The organism is Streptomyces sp. NPDC050560, assembly GCF_044457285.1.
In the GTDB taxonomy this organism is placed as follows: Bacteria; Actinomycetota; Actinomycetes; order Streptomycetales; family Streptomycetaceae; genus Streptomyces.
The window spans coordinates 88,098-108,369 of the sequence record NZ_JBITGT010000001.1 but is presented as its reverse complement, the minus strand read 5'-3'; the positions used below and the strand labels follow the sequence as shown (position 1 = coordinate 108,369).

Below are 20,272 nucleotides of genomic sequence, written 5' to 3'. Positions count from 1 at the left end.
GGCCGGTCCGGGGCCCGCGCCGTCACAGGAGCGGCAGCAGCCGGTACGTGTCCGCGCGCACCGTGAGCCTGGTCTCCGCGCGGGGCGCGCGCTCCTCGGCGGCGGCGCGCGGAGACGGGCGCAGCCGCCGTGCCTGCGCGCCGGGGAGCGTGGTGTGCGGGGCGCCGCGCACGGTGAGGCCCCTGCCCTCCGCGTCCGTGAGCGCCAGCCACCGTACGTCCGTCATCGCGCCCTGGCAGCCGCGGTGGCGGCCCAGCAGGCCCCGGGCGTCGCGGCCGTACCACTCGGCGTGCTCGTACTGCGGCGGCAGGCTCAGCACCGCGGCGGGCGGCGGGGCGCCGTCGGGCACGGGGTGCCGCAAGACGAGTTCGCCGTCGTCGCGCACCGTGAGGACGGTGGCCGTACGGGGCGCCCCGGCGCGGGCGGGCGGCGCGGACACCTCGACGACCACCTCGCCGGGCAGGGGCTGCGCCGCCGCGACCGAGACGGGCCCCGCGGGGACGCCCGGCGCCCCGGACAGCAGCAGCCGCCCCCGGTACCGGTAGGAGTCCAGGCGGCCGGTGGCGCGGTCGACGACCACGTCCACGTCCCTGCCGCTGACACCGACGGTGCCCGCGGTCTCGGTGAGGGTGAGCGGCGCCAGTGTGCGGGGCGCGGGCGCGGCGGGCGGCGGGGCGTCCCAGCCGAGGGCGAACTGCCCGGTGGTGACGGTGTGTCCCGCGCGCGCCCAGGAGGTGTTCTCGCGCAGCACCGCGGTGACGGTCAACAGGTACTCGGCGCCCGGCACCGGCTCGGCGGGCCGGTGGCAGGGCACCGCGACCGCGGCCCGCCCGCCAGGCGGCGCCGACGGCGCGGGCAGGGCGCCCGACTCGACGGGCTCGCCGTCGAGCGTCACGGCCCAGCGCAGCTCGTAGCCGCCGAGGCCGTCGGAGAGGTGCTTGTTGTGCACCGTGACGGTGGGTTCGCCGGGGCGCGGCGCGGTGACGATGACGGGTTCGTAGACCTTCCTGGTGTCCATGGGGGCGTTCCTGTCGGCGAACCGGACGGGAGCCCGGCCCCGGAGCGCGGGGGCCGCGGCGCCGGTCCCGCGGACCCGGGCGGTGGGGGTGGCCGGGAGGGGGGCAGGGCGGTGCGCGGCCATACGACGACTCCGAGAGGGGAGGCGGCAGGAGACGCCAGCATGGGACGAAAACGCGTGGCGCACAAGGCATCGGGCACCAGGCGGCCTTTACATCCCTGATGGTGACTGTTTACGGCGTTTTCTGGAGGGCGTTCCTGTACGTGGAATGCGAATGCGGCCGCGGTATTTCTCTCTTTGATCGATTATTTACTCCTTCTGAGCGCATAATTGCGGTGAGGTGTGTGTGGTTTTGCGGGGTCGCGGTGTGCGATCCTGTGCGGCCCGGGGTCGCGGCGGGGCGGCGCGCGGCCGGGGTTAGGGTGAGCCGCACCAGGGAGGTGGGGCATGACCGACCCGGTCGGCGAGCTGCGGGGCCTCGACTTCTCGACCGTCACCCCGGAGCGTTTCGCGGCGATGGTGAAGGCGATGTCGGGCGAGCAACTGCGGGCGGTGTTCGCGGACGTGCCCCTCGGTGAGCGCGTACTCGACGAGGTCTTCGGGCGGGTGGGTCGGCAGTTCAGACCGGAGGCCGCGGGGTCGCTGCGGGCGCTCGTGCGCTGGCAGATCACCGGTGCGCCCGGCCGCCGTGCGGTGTACGAGACCCATATCGCGGACGGCGCCTGCACGGTGCGCCGCGGCGGCTCCGACGCGGAGCCCCGGCTCGCCTTCACCCTGCGCGACGCCGACTTCCTCCGCCTGGTCTCCGGCAACGCCACCCCGGTCGCCCTCCTGCTGCGCCGCCGGGTACGGGTGACGGGCGACCTGGCCCTGGCGGCGGCGCTCACCCGCTACTTCGCCATCCCCCGCCCCTGACCCCCGCTCGCCCCGCCGCACGCCCCCGTAACCGATCGAGACCGCTCAGGACCGATCGCAAAGCACCCGGCAACCCCGGCCCGCCGGAAACGACCCGAAACCTCCGGGACCCCCGATATCCTCCCCAGGGTGATCACGCCCCGGCAGCTCGACCCGGAATCCGACGACCCCCAGGTGCCCCGCGCGCCACTGCCGCCGGGCCCGCCCCTGCTGTACCTGGTGGACACCAGGACCTCGGCCCCGCCCGCCGCGGCCCCGCCCCTCCTCGACGCGATCGAGAGCCGAAGGGCGGCGGCGCTGCGGCGGCCCGAGGACCGGCGCGCCTACGTGGGCGCGCACATCGCGCTGCGCCGGGTGCTCGGCGCCCATCTCGAACGCACCCCCGCGGGCCTTGAGTTTGTCAGGGAGACGTGCCCCACCTGCGGCGGACCCCATGGGCGCCCCGCGGTGGCGGAGGGCGGCGTGCACTTCTCGCTGTCGCACGGCGGCGGGCTCGCGCTGATCGCGCTGGCCGCCACGCCCGTCGGCGCGGACGTCGAGCGGCTGCCGGTGTCCGAGGTGGTGACCGAGACCATGGGCGTGCTGCACCCCGACGAGACGGCCCAGCTCACCCGGCTCCCCGGGGCCGGGCGCCCCGCCGCCTTCGCCCGCGCCTGGACCCGCAAGGAGGCGTATCTGAAGGGCCTCGGCACCGGCTTGTCCAGGGACCCGAACCTCGACTACGTGGGCACGGGCCCCGAGCCCGCGGGCGGCCTGCCCGGCTGGACCCTCCACGACGTGGCGGTGCCCGCCGGGTACGCGGGCGCGGTGGCGGTGGCGGCCGGCTGACCGCCGCCGCGCTCACGCCCGCACCCCGCGCAGCACCCGCAGCAGGTACTCCCTGCGGCGCAGCGGGTCGGCGTCCGTACGGGCCCTGCCGGGCGGCGCTCCGTACACCGGCGCGTAGTGGTCGAAGGAGTACTCCAGGGCGCCCTCGCCCCTGGTCAGCGACGGCAGTTGACGCTGGAGCCCGTGCACCCTGGCCGCCGGGATCTCGCCCTCCAGTTGGTACGAGGCGCCGCGCGCCACGGTGCTGTCGGGCAGCGCCCGCAGCCTGGCGAGGACCGGCAGCACCGCGTCGAGGCAGTCCGCGGGGACGTCGAGCGAGAAGCGGTGCAGCGGCTCGTGGACCCGGGTGCCCGCGCGCCGCAGCGCGGCGAAAAGGACCAGGGGCGTCAGGCCCCGGAAGTCGGCGCCGGTGCTCGACATGCTCTTGTCGAAGCGGGCGTGGGCGTGGCTCTGGCGCGGGGAGTAGCCGGAGTGCGTCATGGTGACGGTGCAGTCCACCACCCGCCAGCCGCACAGGCCCTGTTGCAGGCTCTCGCGCACGGTGTCCTCGGTCGCCTTGAAGAACGCGTAGGGCATGGAGCCGAGTTCGACGCCGAGCCGGAAGCGCACCCCGCCGCCCGGCTCGCCGGGCTCCACCCGCAGCCCCACGGTGGCGAGGAACGGATTGCCGCCCGCGCCGTTGAACTCGGCGGCCTCGCCCGTGCCCGTGAGGCGTTCGACGTGCACGACGACGCTCTCCCTGAAGGTGGCGGCGACCCCGTGGTCGGCCGCCAGGGTGGCCTGCACGACCTCCTTCTGCACCTCCCCGTAGAGCGACACGAAGATCTCGCCGTCCGGGGCGCGGCGGACGTTGATCAGCGGGTCCTGCTCCGCCAGCTCGGCGAGCGCCGCGTACAGCCTGCCGCGGTCGGCGGCACGCCCGGGTACCACCACCGTCTCCAGCGTGGGCGGCGAGAAGTGGCCGCGGCGGGCCGCCGCGATCGCGCCGCCGCCCCGCTCCGGTGGCTGCGGCGCGCCGCCTTCGCCCGCGGCCCACAGCAGATCGCCGATGCGGGTGCCGCCGAGGCCCCTGACCCTGGCGATACGGCCCGCCTGGACCGCGTCGGCCCGTGCGCAGCCGCCCCGCTCGAATACCCCGATACCGGTGATCTTCTCCTCCCCGCGGGGCTCGCCAGGCGGCCCGTAGCGGAACAGGGCGCGGATGCGCGCGGTGCCGGAGAACATGCGGACGTACGCGACCTTCTCGCCCGCGGGGCCGCGCTCGATCTTGAAGACGGTGCCGGAGGCGGCGGCGTCGGGAGCGCCGCCCGCGGTGGGCAGCAGCTCCGTGAGCCCCGCGGTCAGCGCGTCCACCCCCGCGCCCGTGACGGCCGAGCCGAAGAACACCGGGTGAGCGGTCAACCGGCGGGTGTGCCGCGCGAGTTCGGAGCGCAGCAGCGGGTACGGGGGTGTCTCGCCGAGCACATAGGCGGTGAGGAAGGCGTCGTCGTGCTCTCCGAGCAGTGCGGTGACGCGCCCGGTGAACTCCGTGTCGTCCCGGCCGTACGGGCGCGCGGTGGCGCGGCGGGTGCCGGTCCGCGCGGTGTCGCCCATCGCGACGACGGCGGGGGTGAGAGCGGTGGCGATCTCGCCGAGGACGCGCCCGGGGTCCGCGCCGCCCCGGTCGATCTTGTTGACGAAGATCAGGGTGGGGATGCCGAGCCTGCGCAGGGTCCGCATCAGCACGCGGGTCTGCGCCTGCACGCCCTCGACGGCGGACACCACGAGGACGGCGCCGTCGAGCACGTCGAGCACCCGCTCGACCTCGGCGATGAAGTCCGAGTGGCCCGGGGTGTCGATCAGGTTGACGGTGACACCGTCGACGGCGAAGGACACGACCGCGGACCTGATGGTGATGCCGCGTTCGCGTTCGAGCGCGAGGGTGTCGGTGGTGGTGCTGCCCTCGTCGACGCTGCCGACGGCCGGGATGACGCCCGCGAGGTGCAGCAGGCGCTCCGTGAGGCTGGTCTTACCGGCGTCGACGTGGGCGAGGATTCCGAGGTTGAGCGAGCGTGACAAGCGTCAGGTCCTTTGGCCGGAGGGGCATTCCTACCTGGGCGGACTCTGACGCTCGGCGCATCGCGCGCTCCTCCTGCTGGGGGACTGGCTGTCGCCGCGGCACCCGTGGGCCTACGGCCCGGGCGGCGGTCGCGGAAAGTAGAGCAGCGCCTCCCCGGGCCCGGCAACCGAATATCGGCGGCACGGGGCGGCGCGCCACTCGCTCCCGGGCCGTACCGTGCTCGTCACCGCACGCTCGTCACCGCGTGCTCGTCACGGCGTGGCGGTCACGGCTCGCTTCCGGCGCGGACGGTCGTCACGGTGAACTCGTTGCCGCACACCACGGGGTGGTCGCCGGTCACGGTGAGGGACTGCTTCGAGCCGGGGGGATAGACCTTGATGCGGTCGGGCTCGTCCCAGCAACTGTCGCCCTTGACGCCCTTGTTGACGGTGTGCAGCGCCACGTACGAGCTGTCGCCCGGGTCCAGGGTCACCGCCGAACCCGTGCCGCCCTCCCGGTCGGCGGGCTTGCCGATGGCGCTCCCGTCGCCCTTCAGCAGCGAGACCCCGGGAAAGCCGCGCAGCTCGCACGGGGCGGAGCCCTTGTTGGTGAAGGTGAGCACGGAGTAGACGTTGCCCGCGCCCGGCTCGGCGCGGCCGAGCTTCAGCCCGAGGTCCCCCGCGGCGCAGCGGGAGCCGCTCGCGGCCTGCTCGCTGGTGGCGGCCGACGGGGCACCACCCCCGCCGCCCGACCGCGACTTGGGCTGGGACCCGGTCGACGTGCCGCCGCCGGTGTCCGATCCCTTGGCCGTGTCGGACGGGGCCGCGTGCGAGTCCGAGGAGCCGCCCGCGGCGTCCGAGTCGGAGCCGCCGCAGGCCGTCAGGGCAAGCGCGGCGGCCGCGACCCCGGCCGCGAGCAGCACATGGCGGCCGGGCCGGCCGGGCAGCCGCCGCATGCGCCGGACGGAGTCGCCCGCGTGGGGCGCGTTCTCTGGGGACGCTATCCGCTGAGTCATACGATCCGGTTTCCCCATGATCGCACGGTAAATCAGGGGGGCCGGGGCGCATCGGGCTCCTGATGGAGCGCAGCGGCGGTCGCATCAGTTTCGCCGTCGGTCGTAGAAGGGTTTGAGGCGGTGGGCTCTGCGGCATGGTGGGCAGGCCCAGCGTCCTCCGGCGTCCAGACTCGACGTCCCGGTGACGGTCACGAGCCGGGTGGCGGGGGCGTAGCCCGCGTGCCAGTGGCACCAGCCTGCGCCGTGTGCCGCCGCCTGCCGCTGACCGTGGCGGGTCAGGTCCTTCACTGCTTCCGGGTCGCACAGCTTGTGTGGCTTCGCGGGGGGCACGGTCCAGTACGGGGTCTGTGCGGTGGGCTGGGTGGCGGTGGGGGCTGGCATGTTGAGGTGCTGCTCGGGTTCCAGGCACCGGATGTACGCGACCGTGTGGCGCCAGGATTTGGCGGTGTCCGTGGGGACGAGAGGGTAGTAGCGGGCGCGCGCCGGATCGTGGATCACCGGCCCGCCCAGACAATCACCGAGCCGGATGCGGAGGGTGTCTGTGTCGTCGGTCCCGGTGGCGGCGTGGACGAGCAGTGCGGGCAGGCGTACGGCGGTGAACAGCACCCCGCAGGGTAGTGGGGCCAGGCCGCCCGGTTGTTTCCATGCCCGGTGTGCTTCGGCGGGGCGGGGGTGCGCGGAGGCGAGCCAGTCGGCCGCGGAGCGGCCGTCGTCCACCGGCATCTCACACACCTCCGCTCAGCGGCGTCAGGCGGTGTGCCGTGCGGCAGTCGGCGCAGGCGTACAGGCCCCCGCCGAAGGTCGAGCCCTGCTCGACGATCCGCACCAGCCCCGTGCCATGGGCCCACGTGTGGCACCAGGTGCACCAGCGCACCGCCCCGGCTGCGGCCCGCTCCCGCCCCAGCCTCGCCACTTCCTCTACCGCCACCGGGTCGCACAGGTGGCCGGGGCCGTCCATCGGCACCGCCCAATAGCCGTTCATGCCCGAGGGGCGGATGGCGGTGGGGTTGGGCGTGCCGAGGTAGTACTGGGGGCCGAGGCATTCCACTCCGGGCACTCGCCAGCCTTTCGAGACACCGGCCGGGACGAGCGCGTAGTAGCGCTGGTGCTGCGGGTCGTGGACGACCGGTCCGTGCAGGATCTCGGCGAGGCGGGCGTGGACGACGGCTGGGGCGTCGCGGTCGACGGCGGCACGCACGACGTTCTCGGGCAGACGCACCGCGGTGAACGGGCCGTTACACGGCAGGGCGGCCACACCGTAGGGGTGTGTCCACGCCTCGTACACCTCCGCCGGGCGCGGATGCGCCTGGGCAAGCCAGGAAGCCGCGGCGCCCGTCCGGTACGCGGGCGCCGACACGGCGGCGCTCGTGCCGGGTTCCGTTCGCTCATCCGGGTGGCAGTGTGCAGTGTCCATCCCCGTCGACTCCTTCGTAGTCGGCCATGCCCGGGGACCGGTCGCGCGGTCGCCGGAGTCTCTCGAGTACCAGAGTCGAGGGAGGGGACCATCACAGCTTCCAGCCCAGGGGTATACCCATCGTGGGTAGGTTCTGTAGGCACGAAGGCCCGAGTCTTGGACGAACAGGAAGAGGCTGGTGTGATCGAGTATGAGCCGCCCACTTCCCTACCGCGGAGTCTCCTCAGTGATCCGGACCTTCAAGCCGCCCTGGCGGCTCACGACTTCGGAGCGGTATTCGGACTGGCTCGCAGTCGAGCAGGCATCAGCTATTCGAAGATCGCGGCCGAGACGGGTATCAAGCCGGAACGCGTGGGGACGCTCGCTCGCGGTAGGGGACGGGTCACAAGCTTCGACAAGATCGTTGCGATTTCGGATGCACTGCGCATTCCGGGACGGATGATCGGGCTCGCTGCCCGCCCATGGGAAGGGAGCGAAACGCCTGCACCCAGCACCAGCGCACAGAATGGATCTGCCGTGCAACGTCGAACCGTCCTCCACGGGTTGGCTGCGTCCCTTCCGACCCTTGCCGCACCACTCGACTCCCACCAGATCACGGACGATGAGGTACGCAGGCTCCGTGCCCGCACCGCACGACTCCGACGCCTTGACGACGTGCTTGGAGGCGGCGACACGTATCGTGTCTATCTCAGCGAGTACCAGTCGACCAAGGCCCTCCTGAAGACCTGTACGCACAAAGATGACACTGGCCGGGCCCTTCTGACCGTCCTCGCCGAACAGGCGCAGCAGGCCGGATGGGCCGCGTCTGACAGCGGGCGAAGCAGCGACGCCGCGGGTCTGTACAAGGAGAGCCACGCCGCAGCGTGCGAAGCGGGCGATGCCGATCTCATCGGAAACGCCCTGGCGCTTCTCGCCTACCAGGCCAGTGCCGGGGATCGGGAGTCGGCTGTAGGGATCGCGACTCGCTCCTGTGACAGCATCACGCCTCATACACCGGCCGGGGTACGCGCGCTGCTCTTCGAACGTAAGGCGTGGGCGTGCGCCGTGGCAGGGCGCGCACGTGAGACGGAGCGGGCTCTCTCAGGGGCGGTGGCAGCACTTGGGGATAAGCCGACAGGTCCCGAGCCAGATTGGGCCTCGTGGGTCGATGCGACGGAACTCGACATCATGGCGGGTCGGTGCTGGGCAGAACTGCGGCGTCCTCTTCGCGCTGTTCCCGTGTTGGAAAGGGCGCTCGCCGACTACGACGACAGTCATGCCCGGGACAAGGCTCTCTATCTGTCGTGGCTCGCGGACAGTTACCTCATGGCCGGTGAGGTGGAGCAGGCGGCGGCCGTAGCGGGCCGTGCCCTCGATCTGGCGGTCGGCGTCGCCTCTGTGCGGCCCCAGCTACGGTTGGCTCCCGTACTGAACCGGCTCGGCGCACACGGCTCGGTGCCCGCTGTCCGGGAATTGCTGGAGCGGGCCGGGGTTACTCGCTCGGCGTGACTGTCTCCGTGACCCATCGCAGGTACCCCTCGGCTCCGGCAAGGAGGGGGACCGCGCAGACCTCCGGGTTCGCCCAAGGGTGCTGCTCCACGAGGTGGGCCTCAAGCGCGGGGTACCGGTCGGCCCGGGTCTTGAGCAGCAGTTGCCACTCCTCGCCCTCCCCGAACTCGCCCTGGTGCCAGAAGACCGAGGTGACAGGCCCGACGATCTGAGCGCCGGCCGCCAGGTGACCGCGGACGGCGGATTGCGCCAGAGCGACGGCCTGGTCGCGGGTCTCGGTCGCCGTCGATACCTGCACGTAGTCAGCCATGGGGGGAGCGTAACGCGCGCGCATCTTGCGGAGGGGGCGAGTCCGGCGGCCTGAGGTGGTGTCATGTCGCTTGTCGTCGCCGTCGATCGGGGTGTCATCGCGGCGAAGGCCGAGCGCGTCGGGGCCTGCGGGGAGCCACCGGAGGGTGCGGGCCTCGCTGTCGGCTGGTGAGGCCCGGCCCTCGTGAAGTGGTGACGCGGCTCCCGCGTCGGTACTCGGCGCCGCCCCCGCGGGCAGCCCCGCCACCCCGAGGAAAAGAGGGGGCGGCGCCCCCCCCGTCGTGGATGCGCCTCCCGGGGGTTGGCGGGCGTATCAAATGACCATCTGTTGCCCGCTGCTGCGCCCCGAATGCTCCATATAGGGCAATTGCCGGAGTCGTGTGGCCGACTGTTCTCGTCGTCGCAAAAGGCGACGTGTGCGCTAGTGCGGGTCACTCCGGGGGTGCTCCACATCATGGGTCACGAGGATTCCTTCGACCCGGGGGTGAGCAGTGCCCACATCGGCTCATCAAGCGGAACGTGCAGGGAATTCCGGTGGTTTCGCCGAGCTTTCCCAGTGGATCACGGGGGATGGTCCTTGTATTTCGGTAGCGGGGGCGGGGCCTGAAAGGCCCTGGGGGCGCGCCGCCGCACACCGCCCGGGACCCGGGCGCGCGATACCCGGTGCGACCCCGTCGCACCCGTAGCGCCGCAGCCGGCGCGACCGCACGGGCCCGCGTGACCCCGCCGTCCGCACGGCAGTTCCTTTCCGGCCCACGGGGCGCAGGCGCCCCCGCCGGAAACACCACCCCCGAAAGGCAGACGTCCCATGCCGAACCCCGCACCCGCTCCCCTTGCCGCCCCGGGGCGGCACCCCACCGCCGAGGGCGCGGCCCCGCCTCCCGGGGCCGAGACCCGTGCCGCGGCCGAGGGGGTCTGAGCCGATGCTCCACACCACCGGCCGCCCGCCGGGACCCCTGACCCGTTACTACGCACTGCGAGGCATCGGCTGGGTCTCGGACCAGGTGCTGCTGTTCCTCGTGCCCGTCTTCACCTACCGCCTCACCGGGAGCCTGGCCTGGTCGAGCCTGGCGCTGACCGCGCAGTGGGCGCCCAGGCTCCTCGCGCTGCCGATCGGGGGACTGCTCTCCGACCGGCTGCACGACCGCACGTTCTACCTGCTCAACGACGCGCTGCGGAGCATGGCAGGATGCGGCGCCGCCGCGCTCGCGCTCGCCTTCCCCGACCTCGCGGGGCTCGCGTTCATCGGCTTCGCCGTGATCGCCGGGATCACCTGCGAACAGGTCCTGATCGCGGGCGACAAGCTGGCCGCGCGTCTTGTGCCGCCCGGCGCCATGAGCCGGGTGCAGAGCGTGCTCGGCGGCATCGAGCAGTCCTCCATGCTGGCCGCCCCCGCACTCGGCGGCGGGCTGCTGCTGTTCGACACCGTCTGGGTGGTGCTCACCGTCTCCGCGCTGTTTGGCGTGAGCATGCTGGTCACCCTGACGCTGCCGAAGGCGCCCGGCGTGCCGCCCGCCTCGCGGCGCGCCGCCGCCGGGCTGCCCGCGCCCCGTGCCGCCGGGCGCGGGCCCGCGGCCCCCGCGCCGTCCGAGGCACCCGCGCGCCCCGGCGCGGAGTCGGCGCCCGAAGGGGCGCCCGAGCCGCCGCTGCGCCGGCTCGCCAGGGACGTCGCGGCGGGGCTGCGGGGGATCGTCGCGATCCCGCTGCTCGCGCACGTCGTCCTCGCCACCATGTGCGTCAACCTGCTCCTCGGCACCGTGCAGGGCGCGGCGCCCGACATCGTGGTGCGCGGGTTCGGCGGCTCGGAGGACAGCCTCGGCACCGTCTACACGGCGGCGGCCCTGGTGGCGATGGCCGCGCTCGTCGTGGTGCCCCGGCTGATCCGCCGCTTCGGGCTCGTCGCGATCGGCTCGGCCGCGACCCTGGTGATGGGCACCGTGTTCGCGGCGCTCAGCACGATGACCTCGTTCCCGGTGTTCGCGGCGCTCGTCGTGGTGTTCCTCGCCGCCAACGGGGTGTTCGCCGTCTTCATCAGGACGGTGCGCATCGCGCTGCTGCCGCCCGAGGACTTCGGCAGGATCGTCTCCGTCGTCTTCATGCTGAACTACGCGCCGGTCCCGCTCGTCGGGCTGCTGCTGGCGAGCCTCGGTCCCCGGGTGCCGCTCGGCCTGTTCATCGGCGTCCTCGGCACCCTCGTCCTGGGCGCGCTCACGGTGCTCGCGGTGCGGATGCGGCGGCTCGCGGCGGACACCCCGGTGTTCGCGCCCGGCGCCGACGCCGCGGGCAGCGAGGACCCCGTGCCGCAGCAGATGACCGTCTGACGGCGGGTCCGGGCGGCGGCCGTCCCGCCGCCGCGCCGGTCCGGCTCAGCGCTCCGGAGGCCGCGGCGGCGCGCTCGCGCCCGCCGCGGCCGGAGGCCCGCCCTGCGGCGGCACGGGACCGCCCTCCCCGGCGGCCGCCGGGTCGCGGCCCCACTGGCCGCCCCGGCCGTGCCGCGCGTGCTCGCGCGCCGCTTCCCCCGGCGGTTCCTGGTACGGCAGCGGGGCGCGCGGCGGCGCGGCAGGCGGCGAGCCGCCGTACGGGGGCGGGCCGCCGGGCAACTGCGGTGCGCCGAGCAGATAACCGGCCTGGACCCGGTTGCGGGCGCCCGCGCGCGCCATCACCTCGTTGATGTGCCGCTGACAGGTGCGCACCGACATCCCCATCCGGCGTGCGATCGCCTTGTCGTCCTCACCGGCGAGCAGTATCCGGACGATGTCCGCCTTCACCGCGTCGGACGCGGCAACCGCCTCCTTGCGGCCGACCGCGGAGGGGAACGGCCTGGCCTGCACCCATGCCCGGTCGAACGCCTCCACCATGAACGCCACCACGCTCGGGTCCCGCACGAGCGCCGCGCCCCTGGGGTCGTCGCGCAGTCCGATGAACGCGGTGTCACGGTCGAAGACGATCAGCCGTGAGAACGCGTCGCCCAGGGTGCGGATCTCGGCGCCCTGGGCGGTGACCCGCTCCACGAACGCCAGCGTGGCCTGGCTGAACTGCGCGGTGTGCTGGTACAGCGTGCGCATCAGCACCCCCCGGGCGAGCGCCCCCTCGGTGCGGCCCATCGCCTCCGCAAGCACCTCCTCGGGGCGCGCGCCGCCCGGCTGGGACGTGCGGATCTCGTGCTTCACCGTGACCGCGTGCTCGTCGAGACGCGCCCGTACGTCGGCGAGGTTGGGGATGATCTCGACGCCCTCGCTGCGCATCCGGTGCACCATGCCCTCCCGGTACACCTCGGCGAGCCCCGAGAACTCGTCCCTGAGGCGGCCCATGGCGCCCTGGAGGTCGGCGACCCTGCGCATCACCGGGCCCACGAGCTGGAGTTCCGCGCTGTCGGGGGAGACCGCGGTGTAGACGCCGGGGGCACTGTCGCGCTCGCGCAGCAGGCCGAGCGCGAGCAGGGTGCGAAACGCCCGCGCCACCGCCTCGGGCCCCGCGTCGCAGCGTTCGTGGACGTCCGACTCGGCGAGGGACACACGGTGCACCGCGAACTGATAAACGGACCGCTCCAGTTCGCCCAGAGGAGCCGTCGACAACAGTTCTGTTATGTCCATGTTTGCGATCCTAAGTCAGAACTCATCCGGTGATCCAGGGCGAAGTGCCCCATAACCTGACGTCTACCCAGGAAAGCCCCCGCTGCTACCGCTCCCCGCCGCCATGATCCAAGCGGGAGCCCTACCGCTCCGCCTCCGCGGTCCCGCCGGTGTGCTCGCAGTCCTCGGCGGGGGCGGCGCCGGTGCGGTGGATGGCGATGCCCGCCTCGCCCGGCGCCAGTTCCGGCCGCAGCAGCAGGTGCTCGTCGTAGTCGCCGCCGTTCTGGCGGCGGTACGGGATCGGCGGGGTGTCGGGCAGCGCGGCCAGCCGCTCGCGCAGCCGCTCCACCGCCGCCCCGTACTCGGCGTCCGAGAGCCGTACGGTGCCGTTGACCACCAGCGGCGGCACCACCCGCATGCCGGTGTACCAGAGGGTGCCGTGCAGCAGCGGGAACAGCACCTCGTCGATGTCGCCGTGGATGCCGCGCGGCCCGGTGGTGGCGGCGTTGGCGCCCACCGTCGTCACCACGAACGCCCGCCGCCCGGCGAGCCCCCCGTCGCCGTAGCGCATCGCGCGCCCGGTCTCCGGGTGCGGTACGCCCTGCGCGTAGCCCTGCACGAACAGCCGGTCGAACCAGCCCTTGAGGATCGCGGGCATGCCGAACCACCACAGCGGGAACTGCACGACCAGGGTGTCGGCCCGGTCCAGCTTCTCCTGCTCCCTGCGGATGTCGGGGCTGAGGGTGCCGGAGCGCAGCGCGCGCTCGGACTCCTCCAGCACGTCGAGGCGTTCCTCGGGGTCATGGGCGAAGTCGGCGTGGTCGACCACCGGGTTCCAGCGCAGGGCGTACAGGTCGGACTCCTCGACCTCGTGGCCCAGGCCGCGCAGGGCGCGCACGCCCTCGTCGCGCAGCGCCCCGTTCAGGGAGCGGGGGTCGGGGTGGGCGGAGACCCAGAGCACGTGCATGAGGACCGGCCTCTCCTCGAAACTGCTGACAGCTTTCGTACTTTCCCCTCACGGTAGTCACAGCGGCCCCTGTGTCCGCCGGGTGCGCCCGTGCCGCATCCGGTCGTACGCATCCCTGACCGTGGCGAGCGGTGATGGTAAAATGGTATGACAGTTAAAAGCGCACGGGAGATCGTCGACCGGAGAGGACACCCGATGCCGTCCGTTCAGCAGCGACACAGCCTCCGCAGGGAGGCGGGTCCGCGGACCCTGCCCGGCATTCGTCCGACCGGCCGCGGGGGCTCCGGTGAGCGGTGACACCCTGATCGTCGGCGCCAGCCAGGCCGGGCTACAGATCGCCGTCACCATGCGGCAGTTGGGCGACACCTCGCGGATCACCCTGGTCGGCGAGGAGGCGCACCCGCCCTACCAGCGGCCGCCGCTGTCCAAGGAGTACCTGTCGGGCACCGCCGACCTCGCCTCGCTCGACTTCCGGGCGCCCGGCTTCTACGAGGAGTCGGGCATCGAGCTGGTCTGCGGCGAGCGCGTCGCCACCCTCACCCCGGACGGCGCACGTCCGGGCGCGGGCGTCGCGGTGACCGACAAGGGGCGCACCCTGCCCTACGAACGGCTCGCGCTCACCGTCGGCTCCCGCCCCCGCAGGCTCGGCCTGCCCGGCTCCGAGCTGGACGGCATCTGCGTGCTGCGCGACCGGGACGACGCCGTCGGACTGCGCGCCCGGCTGCTCGACGCCTCCCAAGTGGCCGTGATCGGCGGCGGGTTCATCGGTCTTGAGGCGGCGGCCGTCGCCCGCGCCCTCGGCAGGGACGTCACCGTCGTGGAGACCGCGCCCCGGCTGATGGGCCGCGCGGTCGCCCCGGTGGTCTCCGACTTCTACCGCGCCGCCCACCAGCGCCGCGGCAGCCGGGTGCTGCTCGACACCGCCGTGACCGCCTTCACCGGCGACCGCGAGGGACGGGTCACGGGGGTGCGGCTCACGGACGGCAGCCATGTCCCGGCCGACCTGGTGCTGGTCGGCATCGGCGCGGAGCCGCGCACCGAACTCGCCCACCAGTTGGGCCTGGTGTGCGAGGGTGGCATCGTTGTCGACGCCGCGGCCCGCACCAGCGAGCCCGCCGTCTTCGCCGCGGGCGACTGCACGGTGCAGCCGCACCCCACCACCGGCGAGGGCCTGGTGCGCCTCGAATCGGTGCAGAACGCGGTGGCGCAGGCGACCGCCGCGGGCGCCGCACTCGCCGGCGCCGCCCAGCCGGCCCGCGCCGTGCCGTGGTTCTGGTCGTACCAGGGGGACCTCAAGCTCCAGATCGCCGGGCTCTCCGCCGGACACGACGAACTCGTGGTGCGCGGCGACCCGGAGGCCGAGCGGTTCTCCGTCCTCTACTACCGTCGCGGCACCCTGCTCGCCGCCGACGCGGTCAACAGCCCCGCCGACTACATGGCGGTGCGCAAGGCGCTCGGCCAGGGCGCCACCATCCCCGCCCACCTCGCCGCCGACTCCGCCGCCTCCCTGAAGGCGGCCATCGTGCCCGCGAACGACGCCGTGCTGCCGACCAGTTGAGCCCGCGGCGCGGCCGGTACGGCGCTGCCCCGCCATCCGTGAGGACGGCGGGGCAGTAAGCGTCTCCGGGACTGAAGGGCCGTCAGATGACCGCCGACTCCAGGGACTCCGGCGCGAACAGCTCGCGCGGCGCCCACTCCTTCGCGGACAGCCCCTGCTCGTGGTGGTAGCGGAGGAACGCCGCGAGGGTGGCCTCGTTGGCGTCGAGGCCGTAGGACCAGTAGTCGCGGCCGAGCAGCTCCCTCGCCTCCTCCAACTGGGGGGTGAGCCACGGCAGCATGAAGCGCAGCGCCGAGGTGTCGTACAGGCTCTCGTACGCCTGGTCCCTGGCGGTGACCAGGGCCTTGTACAGGGACTGCGCGACCCAGGGGTGGCGCTCGTACACGTCGCGCCTGACGACGACCACGTGCATGATGGGGAAGATCCCGGTGGCCGCCCAGTACTCCTTCTCGGCGGCGACGACGTCGCCGAACACCCGGCGCACCCGCGGGTCGCCCGCCGCGAACGGGCTCGGCACCCGGGGCGTGCACAGCGCGTCGATCTCCCCGTCGGCCAGCATCTGCGACAACGTACGGTCGGCGGGGGCCCGTTCGAGCCGCACCGAGCCCGGCAGCGCGACCTTCGCCTTCTCGATCCGGCCCAGCGACTCCTGACCGCCCGTCACATACGAGACGGAGTCGTACGGGACGCCGTGCCGGTCGCCGAGGATGCCCCGCATCCACACACAGGCGGTGAGCTGGTACTCGGGCGTGCCGATCCGCTTGCCCCGCAGGTCCTCGGGGCGCTCGATCCCGGCGTCCGCGTGGCAGTAGAGCGAGCCGTGCCGGAACATCCGCGAGGTGTACACCGGTAGCGCCACGAAGGGCGCGGGGTCGGCGTCGAGCGAGTGCACGTACGTCGAGAGCGACATCTCCGCGACCTCGAACTCGCGGTGCCGCATCATCCGGAAGAAGGTCTCCTCGACCGGCAGCCTGAGGTAGTTGAGGTCGATGCCGTCGGCGCGCACGGTGCCCTCGGCGAGGGCCCTGGTGCGGTCGTAGTCGCCGCAGGCCATGGTGAGTTGAAGCCGGGACACGGGCTACCTGCCTTCCGCGGTCAGACGGGCGTCGAGCCGGGGGTAGACCCGGCGCGCGTTCTCCTCGTACACCTGCCGGAGCTGCTTGTCGTCGAGCAGCCCCGACGCCGCCGCGTTGTCGACGTATCTCTTGGTGTCGTCCCAGGCGATGCCCGTCTCCGGGTCGGCGCCGCGCACCGCGCCCAGCATCTCGGAGGCGAACAGCACGTTCTCCGCGCCCATCACCGACAGCAGCAGGTCGAGGCCCGGCTGGTGGTAGACGCAGGAGTCGAAGAACACATTGGCAAGCAGCTCGGCCGGGTCGGGTCGGCCCGCGCGCATCGCCAGCCCCCGGTAGCGGCCCCAGTGGTACGGCACCGCGCCGCCGCCGTGCGGGACGACGAACCTGAGCCCGGGGAAGCGGGTGAACAGGTCGCCCTCGGCGAGCTGCATGAACACCGAGGTGTCCGCGTTCAGATAGTGCGCGCCGAGGGTGTGGAAGGCGGGGTTGCAGGAGCTGGAGACATGCACCATCGCGGGCACGTCGAGTTCCACCAGCGCCTCGTACAGCGGGAACCAGTACGGGTCCGTCAGCGGCGGCGACGTCCAGTGCCCGCCGGAGGGGTCCGGGTTGACGTTGCAGCCGACGAAGCCCAACTCCTCGACGCAGCGCCGCAGTTCCGCCACCACCGGGGCGAGCGGGCCGCCCGGCGTCTGGGGGAGCTGGCAGACCCCGGCGAAGTGCTCGGGGAACAGCCCTGCCACCCGGTGCACCAGGTCGTTGCTCGCACGGGCCCAGGCGTCGGCGGTGGGCTGGTCGGCCACGTGGTGCGCCATGCCGGATGCCTTCGGCGAGAACAGCATCAGATCGCCGCCGCGCTCCCTGAGCACCCGGAGCTGGTTGTTCTCCACGCTCTCCCTGAGCGCGTCGTCGGAGACGTCGCCGAGGGCGGGGGCGGGCAGCGACGGGTTGCCGAGCCGGGCCAACTGGGCATCCCTGAACTCCTGGAGCGGCGCGGGCGCGGTGGTGTAGTGCCCGTGGATGTCGATGATCACGTCAGCCGGCCTCCCCGGCGGCGTACTCCTCGTACTCCACGTAGGCGAGGCCCTTGGCGGCGAGCCGTTCGCGCATCGCGCTGACGTCCAGGCTCAGTTCGCCGCGCCGGTAGCGGGCCCGGGAGGCGGCCTCCTTCTCCTCGCGCAGCCGCGAAGCCTCGGCGACGTCCGCCGCCCTCGCGCGCGGCACCACCACCACACCGTCGTCGTCGGCCACGACCACGTCGCCGGGGGCGACCCGCTGCCCCGCGCACACCACCGGCACGTTCACGTCGCCCACGGTCTCCTTCACGGTGCCGTACGCGCACACGTGGCGCGACCACACCGGGAAGCCCATCTTCTGCAACTCGGCGACGTCCCGGCAGCCCGCGTCGATGACCAGGCCGCGCACACCGCGCGCGTGCAGCGCGGTGGCGAGGAGTTCGCCGAAGTAGCCCGCCTCGGACGGGGAGGTGGGCGCGACGACCAGGACGTCGCCGTCCCGGCACTGCTCCACCGCCACATGGATCGTCCAGTTGTCGCCGGGCGGCACGCTCACCGTCACCGCGGTGCCCGCGATGTGCGCCCCCGGGTAGACCGGGCGCAACTGCGGCGCGAGCAGCCCGTTGCGGCCCTGCGCCTCGTGCACGGTGGCGACGCCGTACCCGGCGAGCGCGTCCACCGCCTTCGCGTCGGCGCGCGGGGGGTTGCGTACGACGACGCTCATGCGGCCTCCGCCCACGGCAGCAGCGACACGTGCACGGCGCCCGCGCCGCCGCCCCCGTCCAGCTCGCCCGCGACGGTCCTGATGGCGCGGTCGGTGTCGGCGAGGCCGAAGGTGTGGGTGGCCAGCCGCTCCAGCGGGAAGCGGCCCGACGCCAGTTGTTCCAGGGCGAGTTCGCAGGCGCGGTAGCTGTGGCCGCGGGCGCTCTTGAGGGCGATGGACTTCTCGGTGAGCTTCTTCAGCGGGAAGTCGGGGAACTTGGCCACCTCGCCCTGGACCACCATCGTGCCCTCGCGCCGCTTCAGCGCCTCGACGCCGAGCAGCACGGGCGCGGTGCCGGCCCCCGCGGTGCAGTCGAGCACCACGTCGACGCCCTTGCCGCCGGTGAGGTCCATGACGGCGGTGAGCGCGTCGGTCTCGGCGATGTCGATGACATGGTCGGCGCCGAGCTGGCGGGCCAGTTCGAGCCTGGGCAGGTCGCGGGTGGTGCCGGTGACGATGATCTGCGAGGCACCGGCCTGCTTGCACGCCACCACCTGGGACAGGCCCTGCTGGCCCGGGCCCTGGATGAGCACCGTGGAGGCGTAGCCGACACCGGCGGTGGTCAGGGCCCACTCGATGCCGTTGGAGAGCGGGGTGACCAGACCGGCCAGCTCGGCGGAGACACCGTCGGGCACCCGGTGGGTCACCGAGTTCCACGGCAGGTAGAGGTACTGGGAGAAGCCGCCCCAGAGGTGGTACGGGTTCTCGGCCGAGGTGTAGCCGTAGCGGCGGGCGTCGGGGTTGGTGCGCCAGTCGGTGGCCTCGCAGTGGCGGTACTCGCCCGCGTGGCACCAGGCGCAGCGGAAACAGCCCACGTAGTGCTCGACGAAGATGCGGTCGCCCTCGACAAGGCCCTTGCGCTCGCTGAACGTGCGGCCCGCCTTGGCGATCACGCCGACGTTCTCGTGTCCCATGATCACCGGGTCGGGGAACGGCGGCTTGCCGTACATCTTGGCGTCCGTACCGCAGATCCCGGCCACCTCGACCTTCAGCAGCGCCCCGTCGTCGGGGATGTCGGGCATCGGGAACTCTCGCAGTTCGGTGGTGCCGGGCGCCGTTCGCACCGCGGCGAGCACCTGCTCGGCCATGGCCTTCTCCTCACCCTCGGGGCTGTTCCGGCGGCACTTTACTCTATGGCCTTATGGACTGACCATGGTACCTTTCGGGAACCCGTGAGACGAGGGTGCGGAGGTCAGGACGTCCCTCCTTCCCGGGGGACAGGGCCTGGGACCCGCCCCTCCCGCCGTCTTCCAGTGGCCGGCCGCCGCGGGGACCGGCCGCGCCGAGCCGCGCACGCCGCGAGAGAGCCGAGCAGACACCATGGCCGAACCTCAGCTCAGGACCGTGACCCGCATCCAGGGCAACAACAGGGCGCTGAAGACCGGGGAGGTGAGCCCGCACGGCTTCCGCTTCGACTTCGAGGAGGTGCCGGTGCTGGTGCACGGCTTCCGCCGGATGGTGCGCGGCCTTGAGTTCGACATCAGCGAGATGGCCCTCACCACCTATCTGGTGGCGAAGGCGCACGGCGCCCGTTTCACCGCCGTCCCCGCCTTCCTGGTACGCGGCTTCCACCACGGCGCCGTGCTGCACGACCCCGCGTCCGACGTCCACAGCCCCAAGGACCTGGAGGGCCGCAAGGCCGGGGTGAACCGCGGCTACACCGTCACCACCGGTGTCTGGGCGCGCGCGGTCCTCAGCGAGGAGTACGGCGTCGATCTTGACCGGGTGACCTGGGTGCTCTCTGGGGACGAGCACGTGGAGGCGTACCGGCCGCCGGTCAACGTGGAGCCGATGTGGGGCAAGCGGTCGCTGGGCGAGCGCCTCGTCGACGGCGAACTCGCCGCCACCATCGGCGCGAAGGCGGAGGACCCCCGGGTGGCGCCGCTGATTCCGGACGCCGAGGAGGCCGGTTACCGGGCGCTGCGCGAGCGCGGCCACTACCCCATCAACCACCTGGTGGTCATCAAGGACGAACTGCTCGCCGAGCGGCCCGAGCTGGGCGCCGAGGTGTTCGACGTGTTCGCCCGCTCCAAGCGCGCCTACGTGGCGGAGCTGCGCGCGGACCGGATCGCGGAGCCCACCGCGGTGGACCGCATGCACCGGCGGGTCATGGAGATCACCGGCGATGACCCGCTGCCGTACGGGATCGAGCCCAACCGCGCCGTGCTCGAAGCGCTGGTCAGGCACGCCGTGGACCAGCACATCCTGGACCGCGCGCCCGCGCTCGACGAGCTGTTCGCCCCGAGCACCCTCGGCCTCACCGGCTGAACAGACGCCCCCCTCGCCCCCGTACAG

The 20,272-nt window shown here is 73.1% G+C and carries 18 protein-coding genes; 6 read left to right on the top strand and 12 right to left on the bottom strand.

The features are described 5' to 3' along the window. Nucleotides 1-22 precede the first annotated feature (22 nt). Nucleotides 23-1,018, bottom strand: a complete 996-nt coding sequence (locus tag ACIBIW_RS00505; protein WP_399330327.1) for a beta-galactosidase domain 4-containing protein — start codon at nt 1,016-1,018, stop codon at nt 23-25. Between the two features lie 447 nt (nt 1,019-1,465). On the opposite strand from ACIBIW_RS00505, the gene ACIBIW_RS00500 reads away from it, so the two are divergent. Further along, nucleotides 1,466-1,933, top strand: coding sequence for an SCP2 sterol-binding domain-containing protein (locus ACIBIW_RS00500; RefSeq protein ID WP_399330325.1), 468 nt, complete (start codon nt 1,466-1,468; stop codon nt 1,931-1,933). 129 nt (nt 1,934-2,062) lie between these two features. Next, the gene (locus ACIBIW_RS00495) at nt 2,063-2,761 is read left to right on the top strand and encodes a 4'-phosphopantetheinyl transferase family protein (protein WP_399330323.1); all 699 of its coding nucleotides are present in this window, start codon (nt 2,063-2,065) and stop codon (nt 2,759-2,761) included. 12 nt (nt 2,762-2,773) lie between these two features. Here the strand turns inward: ACIBIW_RS00495 and ACIBIW_RS00490 are convergent, their stop codons facing one another. The 4 genes from ACIBIW_RS00490 to ACIBIW_RS00475 all read right to left on the bottom strand — a co-directional run bounded on the left by ACIBIW_RS00490 (nt 2,774) and on the right by ACIBIW_RS00475 (nt 7,228). Then, nucleotides 2,774-4,819 (bottom strand): GTP-binding protein, encoded by a 2,046-nt coding sequence (locus ACIBIW_RS00490; protein ID WP_399330321.1) that lies wholly within the window; start codon nt 4,817-4,819, stop codon nt 2,774-2,776. A gap of 266 nt (nt 4,820-5,085) precedes the next feature. Then, the gene (locus ACIBIW_RS00485; protein ID WP_399330319.1) at nt 5,086-5,814 is read right to left on the bottom strand and encodes a DUF4232 domain-containing protein; all 729 of its coding nucleotides are present in this window, start codon (nt 5,812-5,814) and stop codon (nt 5,086-5,088) included. Nucleotides 5,815-5,898: 84 nt separating this feature from the next. Further along, the gene (locus ACIBIW_RS00480; RefSeq protein WP_399330317.1) at nt 5,899-6,537 is read right to left on the bottom strand and encodes a hypothetical protein; all 639 of its coding nucleotides are present in this window, start codon (nt 6,535-6,537) and stop codon (nt 5,899-5,901) included. Between the two features lies 1 nt (nt 6,538). Next, a complete protein-coding gene (locus ACIBIW_RS00475) occupies nt 6,539-7,228 on the bottom strand; it encodes a hypothetical protein (RefSeq protein WP_399330315.1) in 690 nt (229 codons plus the stop codon). Between the two features lie 156 nt (nt 7,229-7,384). Here ACIBIW_RS00475 and ACIBIW_RS00470 point away from each other — a divergent pair, with 156 nt between their 5' ends. Further along, nucleotides 7,385-8,716 (top strand): XRE family transcriptional regulator, encoded by a 1,332-nt coding sequence (locus tag ACIBIW_RS00470; RefSeq protein WP_399330313.1) that lies wholly within the window; start codon nt 7,385-7,387, stop codon nt 8,714-8,716. On the opposite strand, the gene cutA is transcribed toward ACIBIW_RS00470, so the two are convergent. Next, on the bottom strand, nt 8,700-9,026 hold the full coding sequence (gene cutA / locus ACIBIW_RS00465) for a divalent-cation tolerance protein CutA (protein WP_399330312.1): 327 nt from the start codon (nt 9,024-9,026) through the stop codon (nt 8,700-8,702). The two genes, ACIBIW_RS00470 and cutA, sit on opposite strands and share 17 nt — an antisense overlap. 922 nt (nt 9,027-9,948) lie before the next feature. On the opposite strand from cutA, the gene ACIBIW_RS00460 reads away from it, so the two are divergent. Further along, the gene (locus ACIBIW_RS00460) at nt 9,949-11,346 is read left to right on the top strand and encodes an MFS transporter (protein ID WP_399330310.1); all 1,398 of its coding nucleotides are present in this window, start codon (nt 9,949-9,951) and stop codon (nt 11,344-11,346) included. 45 nt (nt 11,347-11,391) lie between these two features. Here the strand turns inward: ACIBIW_RS00460 and ACIBIW_RS00455 are convergent, their stop codons facing one another. Together ACIBIW_RS00455 and ACIBIW_RS00450 are read right to left on the bottom strand one after the other, a co-directional pair. Beyond that, the gene (locus ACIBIW_RS00455; RefSeq protein ID WP_399330308.1) at nt 11,392-12,618 is read right to left on the bottom strand and encodes a LuxR C-terminal-related transcriptional regulator; all 1,227 of its coding nucleotides are present in this window, start codon (nt 12,616-12,618) and stop codon (nt 11,392-11,394) included. A 121-nt stretch (nt 12,619-12,739) separates the two neighbouring features. Continuing rightward, nucleotides 12,740-13,564, bottom strand: coding sequence for an NAD(P)H-dependent oxidoreductase (locus ACIBIW_RS00450; protein ID WP_399330306.1), 825 nt, complete (start codon nt 13,562-13,564; stop codon nt 12,740-12,742). A gap of 286 nt (nt 13,565-13,850) precedes the next feature. On the opposite strand from ACIBIW_RS00450, the gene ACIBIW_RS00445 reads away from it, so the two are divergent. Next, entirely contained in the window at nt 13,851-15,122 is a 1,272-nt protein-coding gene (locus ACIBIW_RS00445) for an NAD(P)/FAD-dependent oxidoreductase (RefSeq protein ID WP_399330304.1), read from the top strand. A gap of 82 nt (nt 15,123-15,204) precedes the next feature. Here the strand turns inward: ACIBIW_RS00445 and ACIBIW_RS00440 are convergent, their stop codons facing one another. Genes ACIBIW_RS00440 through ACIBIW_RS00425 form a run of 4 tightly spaced genes read right to left on the bottom strand, consistent with a single transcriptional unit; the run spans nt 15,205 to nt 19,065 of the window. Continuing rightward, nucleotides 15,205-16,197 (bottom strand): ABC transporter substrate-binding protein, encoded by a 993-nt coding sequence (locus ACIBIW_RS00440; RefSeq protein WP_399330303.1) that lies wholly within the window; start codon nt 16,195-16,197, stop codon nt 15,205-15,207. Between the two features lie 3 nt (nt 16,198-16,200). Next, nucleotides 16,201-17,232 (bottom strand): amidohydrolase family protein, encoded by a 1,032-nt coding sequence (locus ACIBIW_RS00435; protein WP_399330302.1) that lies wholly within the window; start codon nt 17,230-17,232, stop codon nt 16,201-16,203. Nucleotide 17,233: 1 nt separating this feature from the next. Continuing rightward, complete coding sequence (locus ACIBIW_RS00430; protein ID WP_399330300.1) at nt 17,234-17,938, bottom strand: 4-carboxy-4-hydroxy-2-oxoadipate aldolase/oxaloacetate decarboxylase; 705 nt, start codon at nt 17,936-17,938, stop codon at nt 17,234-17,236. Next, nucleotides 17,935-19,065, bottom strand: a complete 1,131-nt coding sequence (locus ACIBIW_RS00425) for a zinc-binding dehydrogenase (RefSeq protein ID WP_399330298.1) — start codon at nt 19,063-19,065, stop codon at nt 17,935-17,937. The genes ACIBIW_RS00430 and ACIBIW_RS00425 overlap by 4 nt, the downstream gene beginning before the upstream one ends. Nucleotides 19,066-19,297: 232 nt before the next feature. On the opposite strand from ACIBIW_RS00425, the gene ACIBIW_RS00420 reads away from it, so the two are divergent. After that, nucleotides 19,298-20,245, top strand: coding sequence for an ABC transporter substrate-binding protein (locus ACIBIW_RS00420; protein WP_399330296.1), 948 nt, complete (start codon nt 19,298-19,300; stop codon nt 20,243-20,245). Nucleotides 20,246-20,272: the final 27 nt, after the last annotated feature.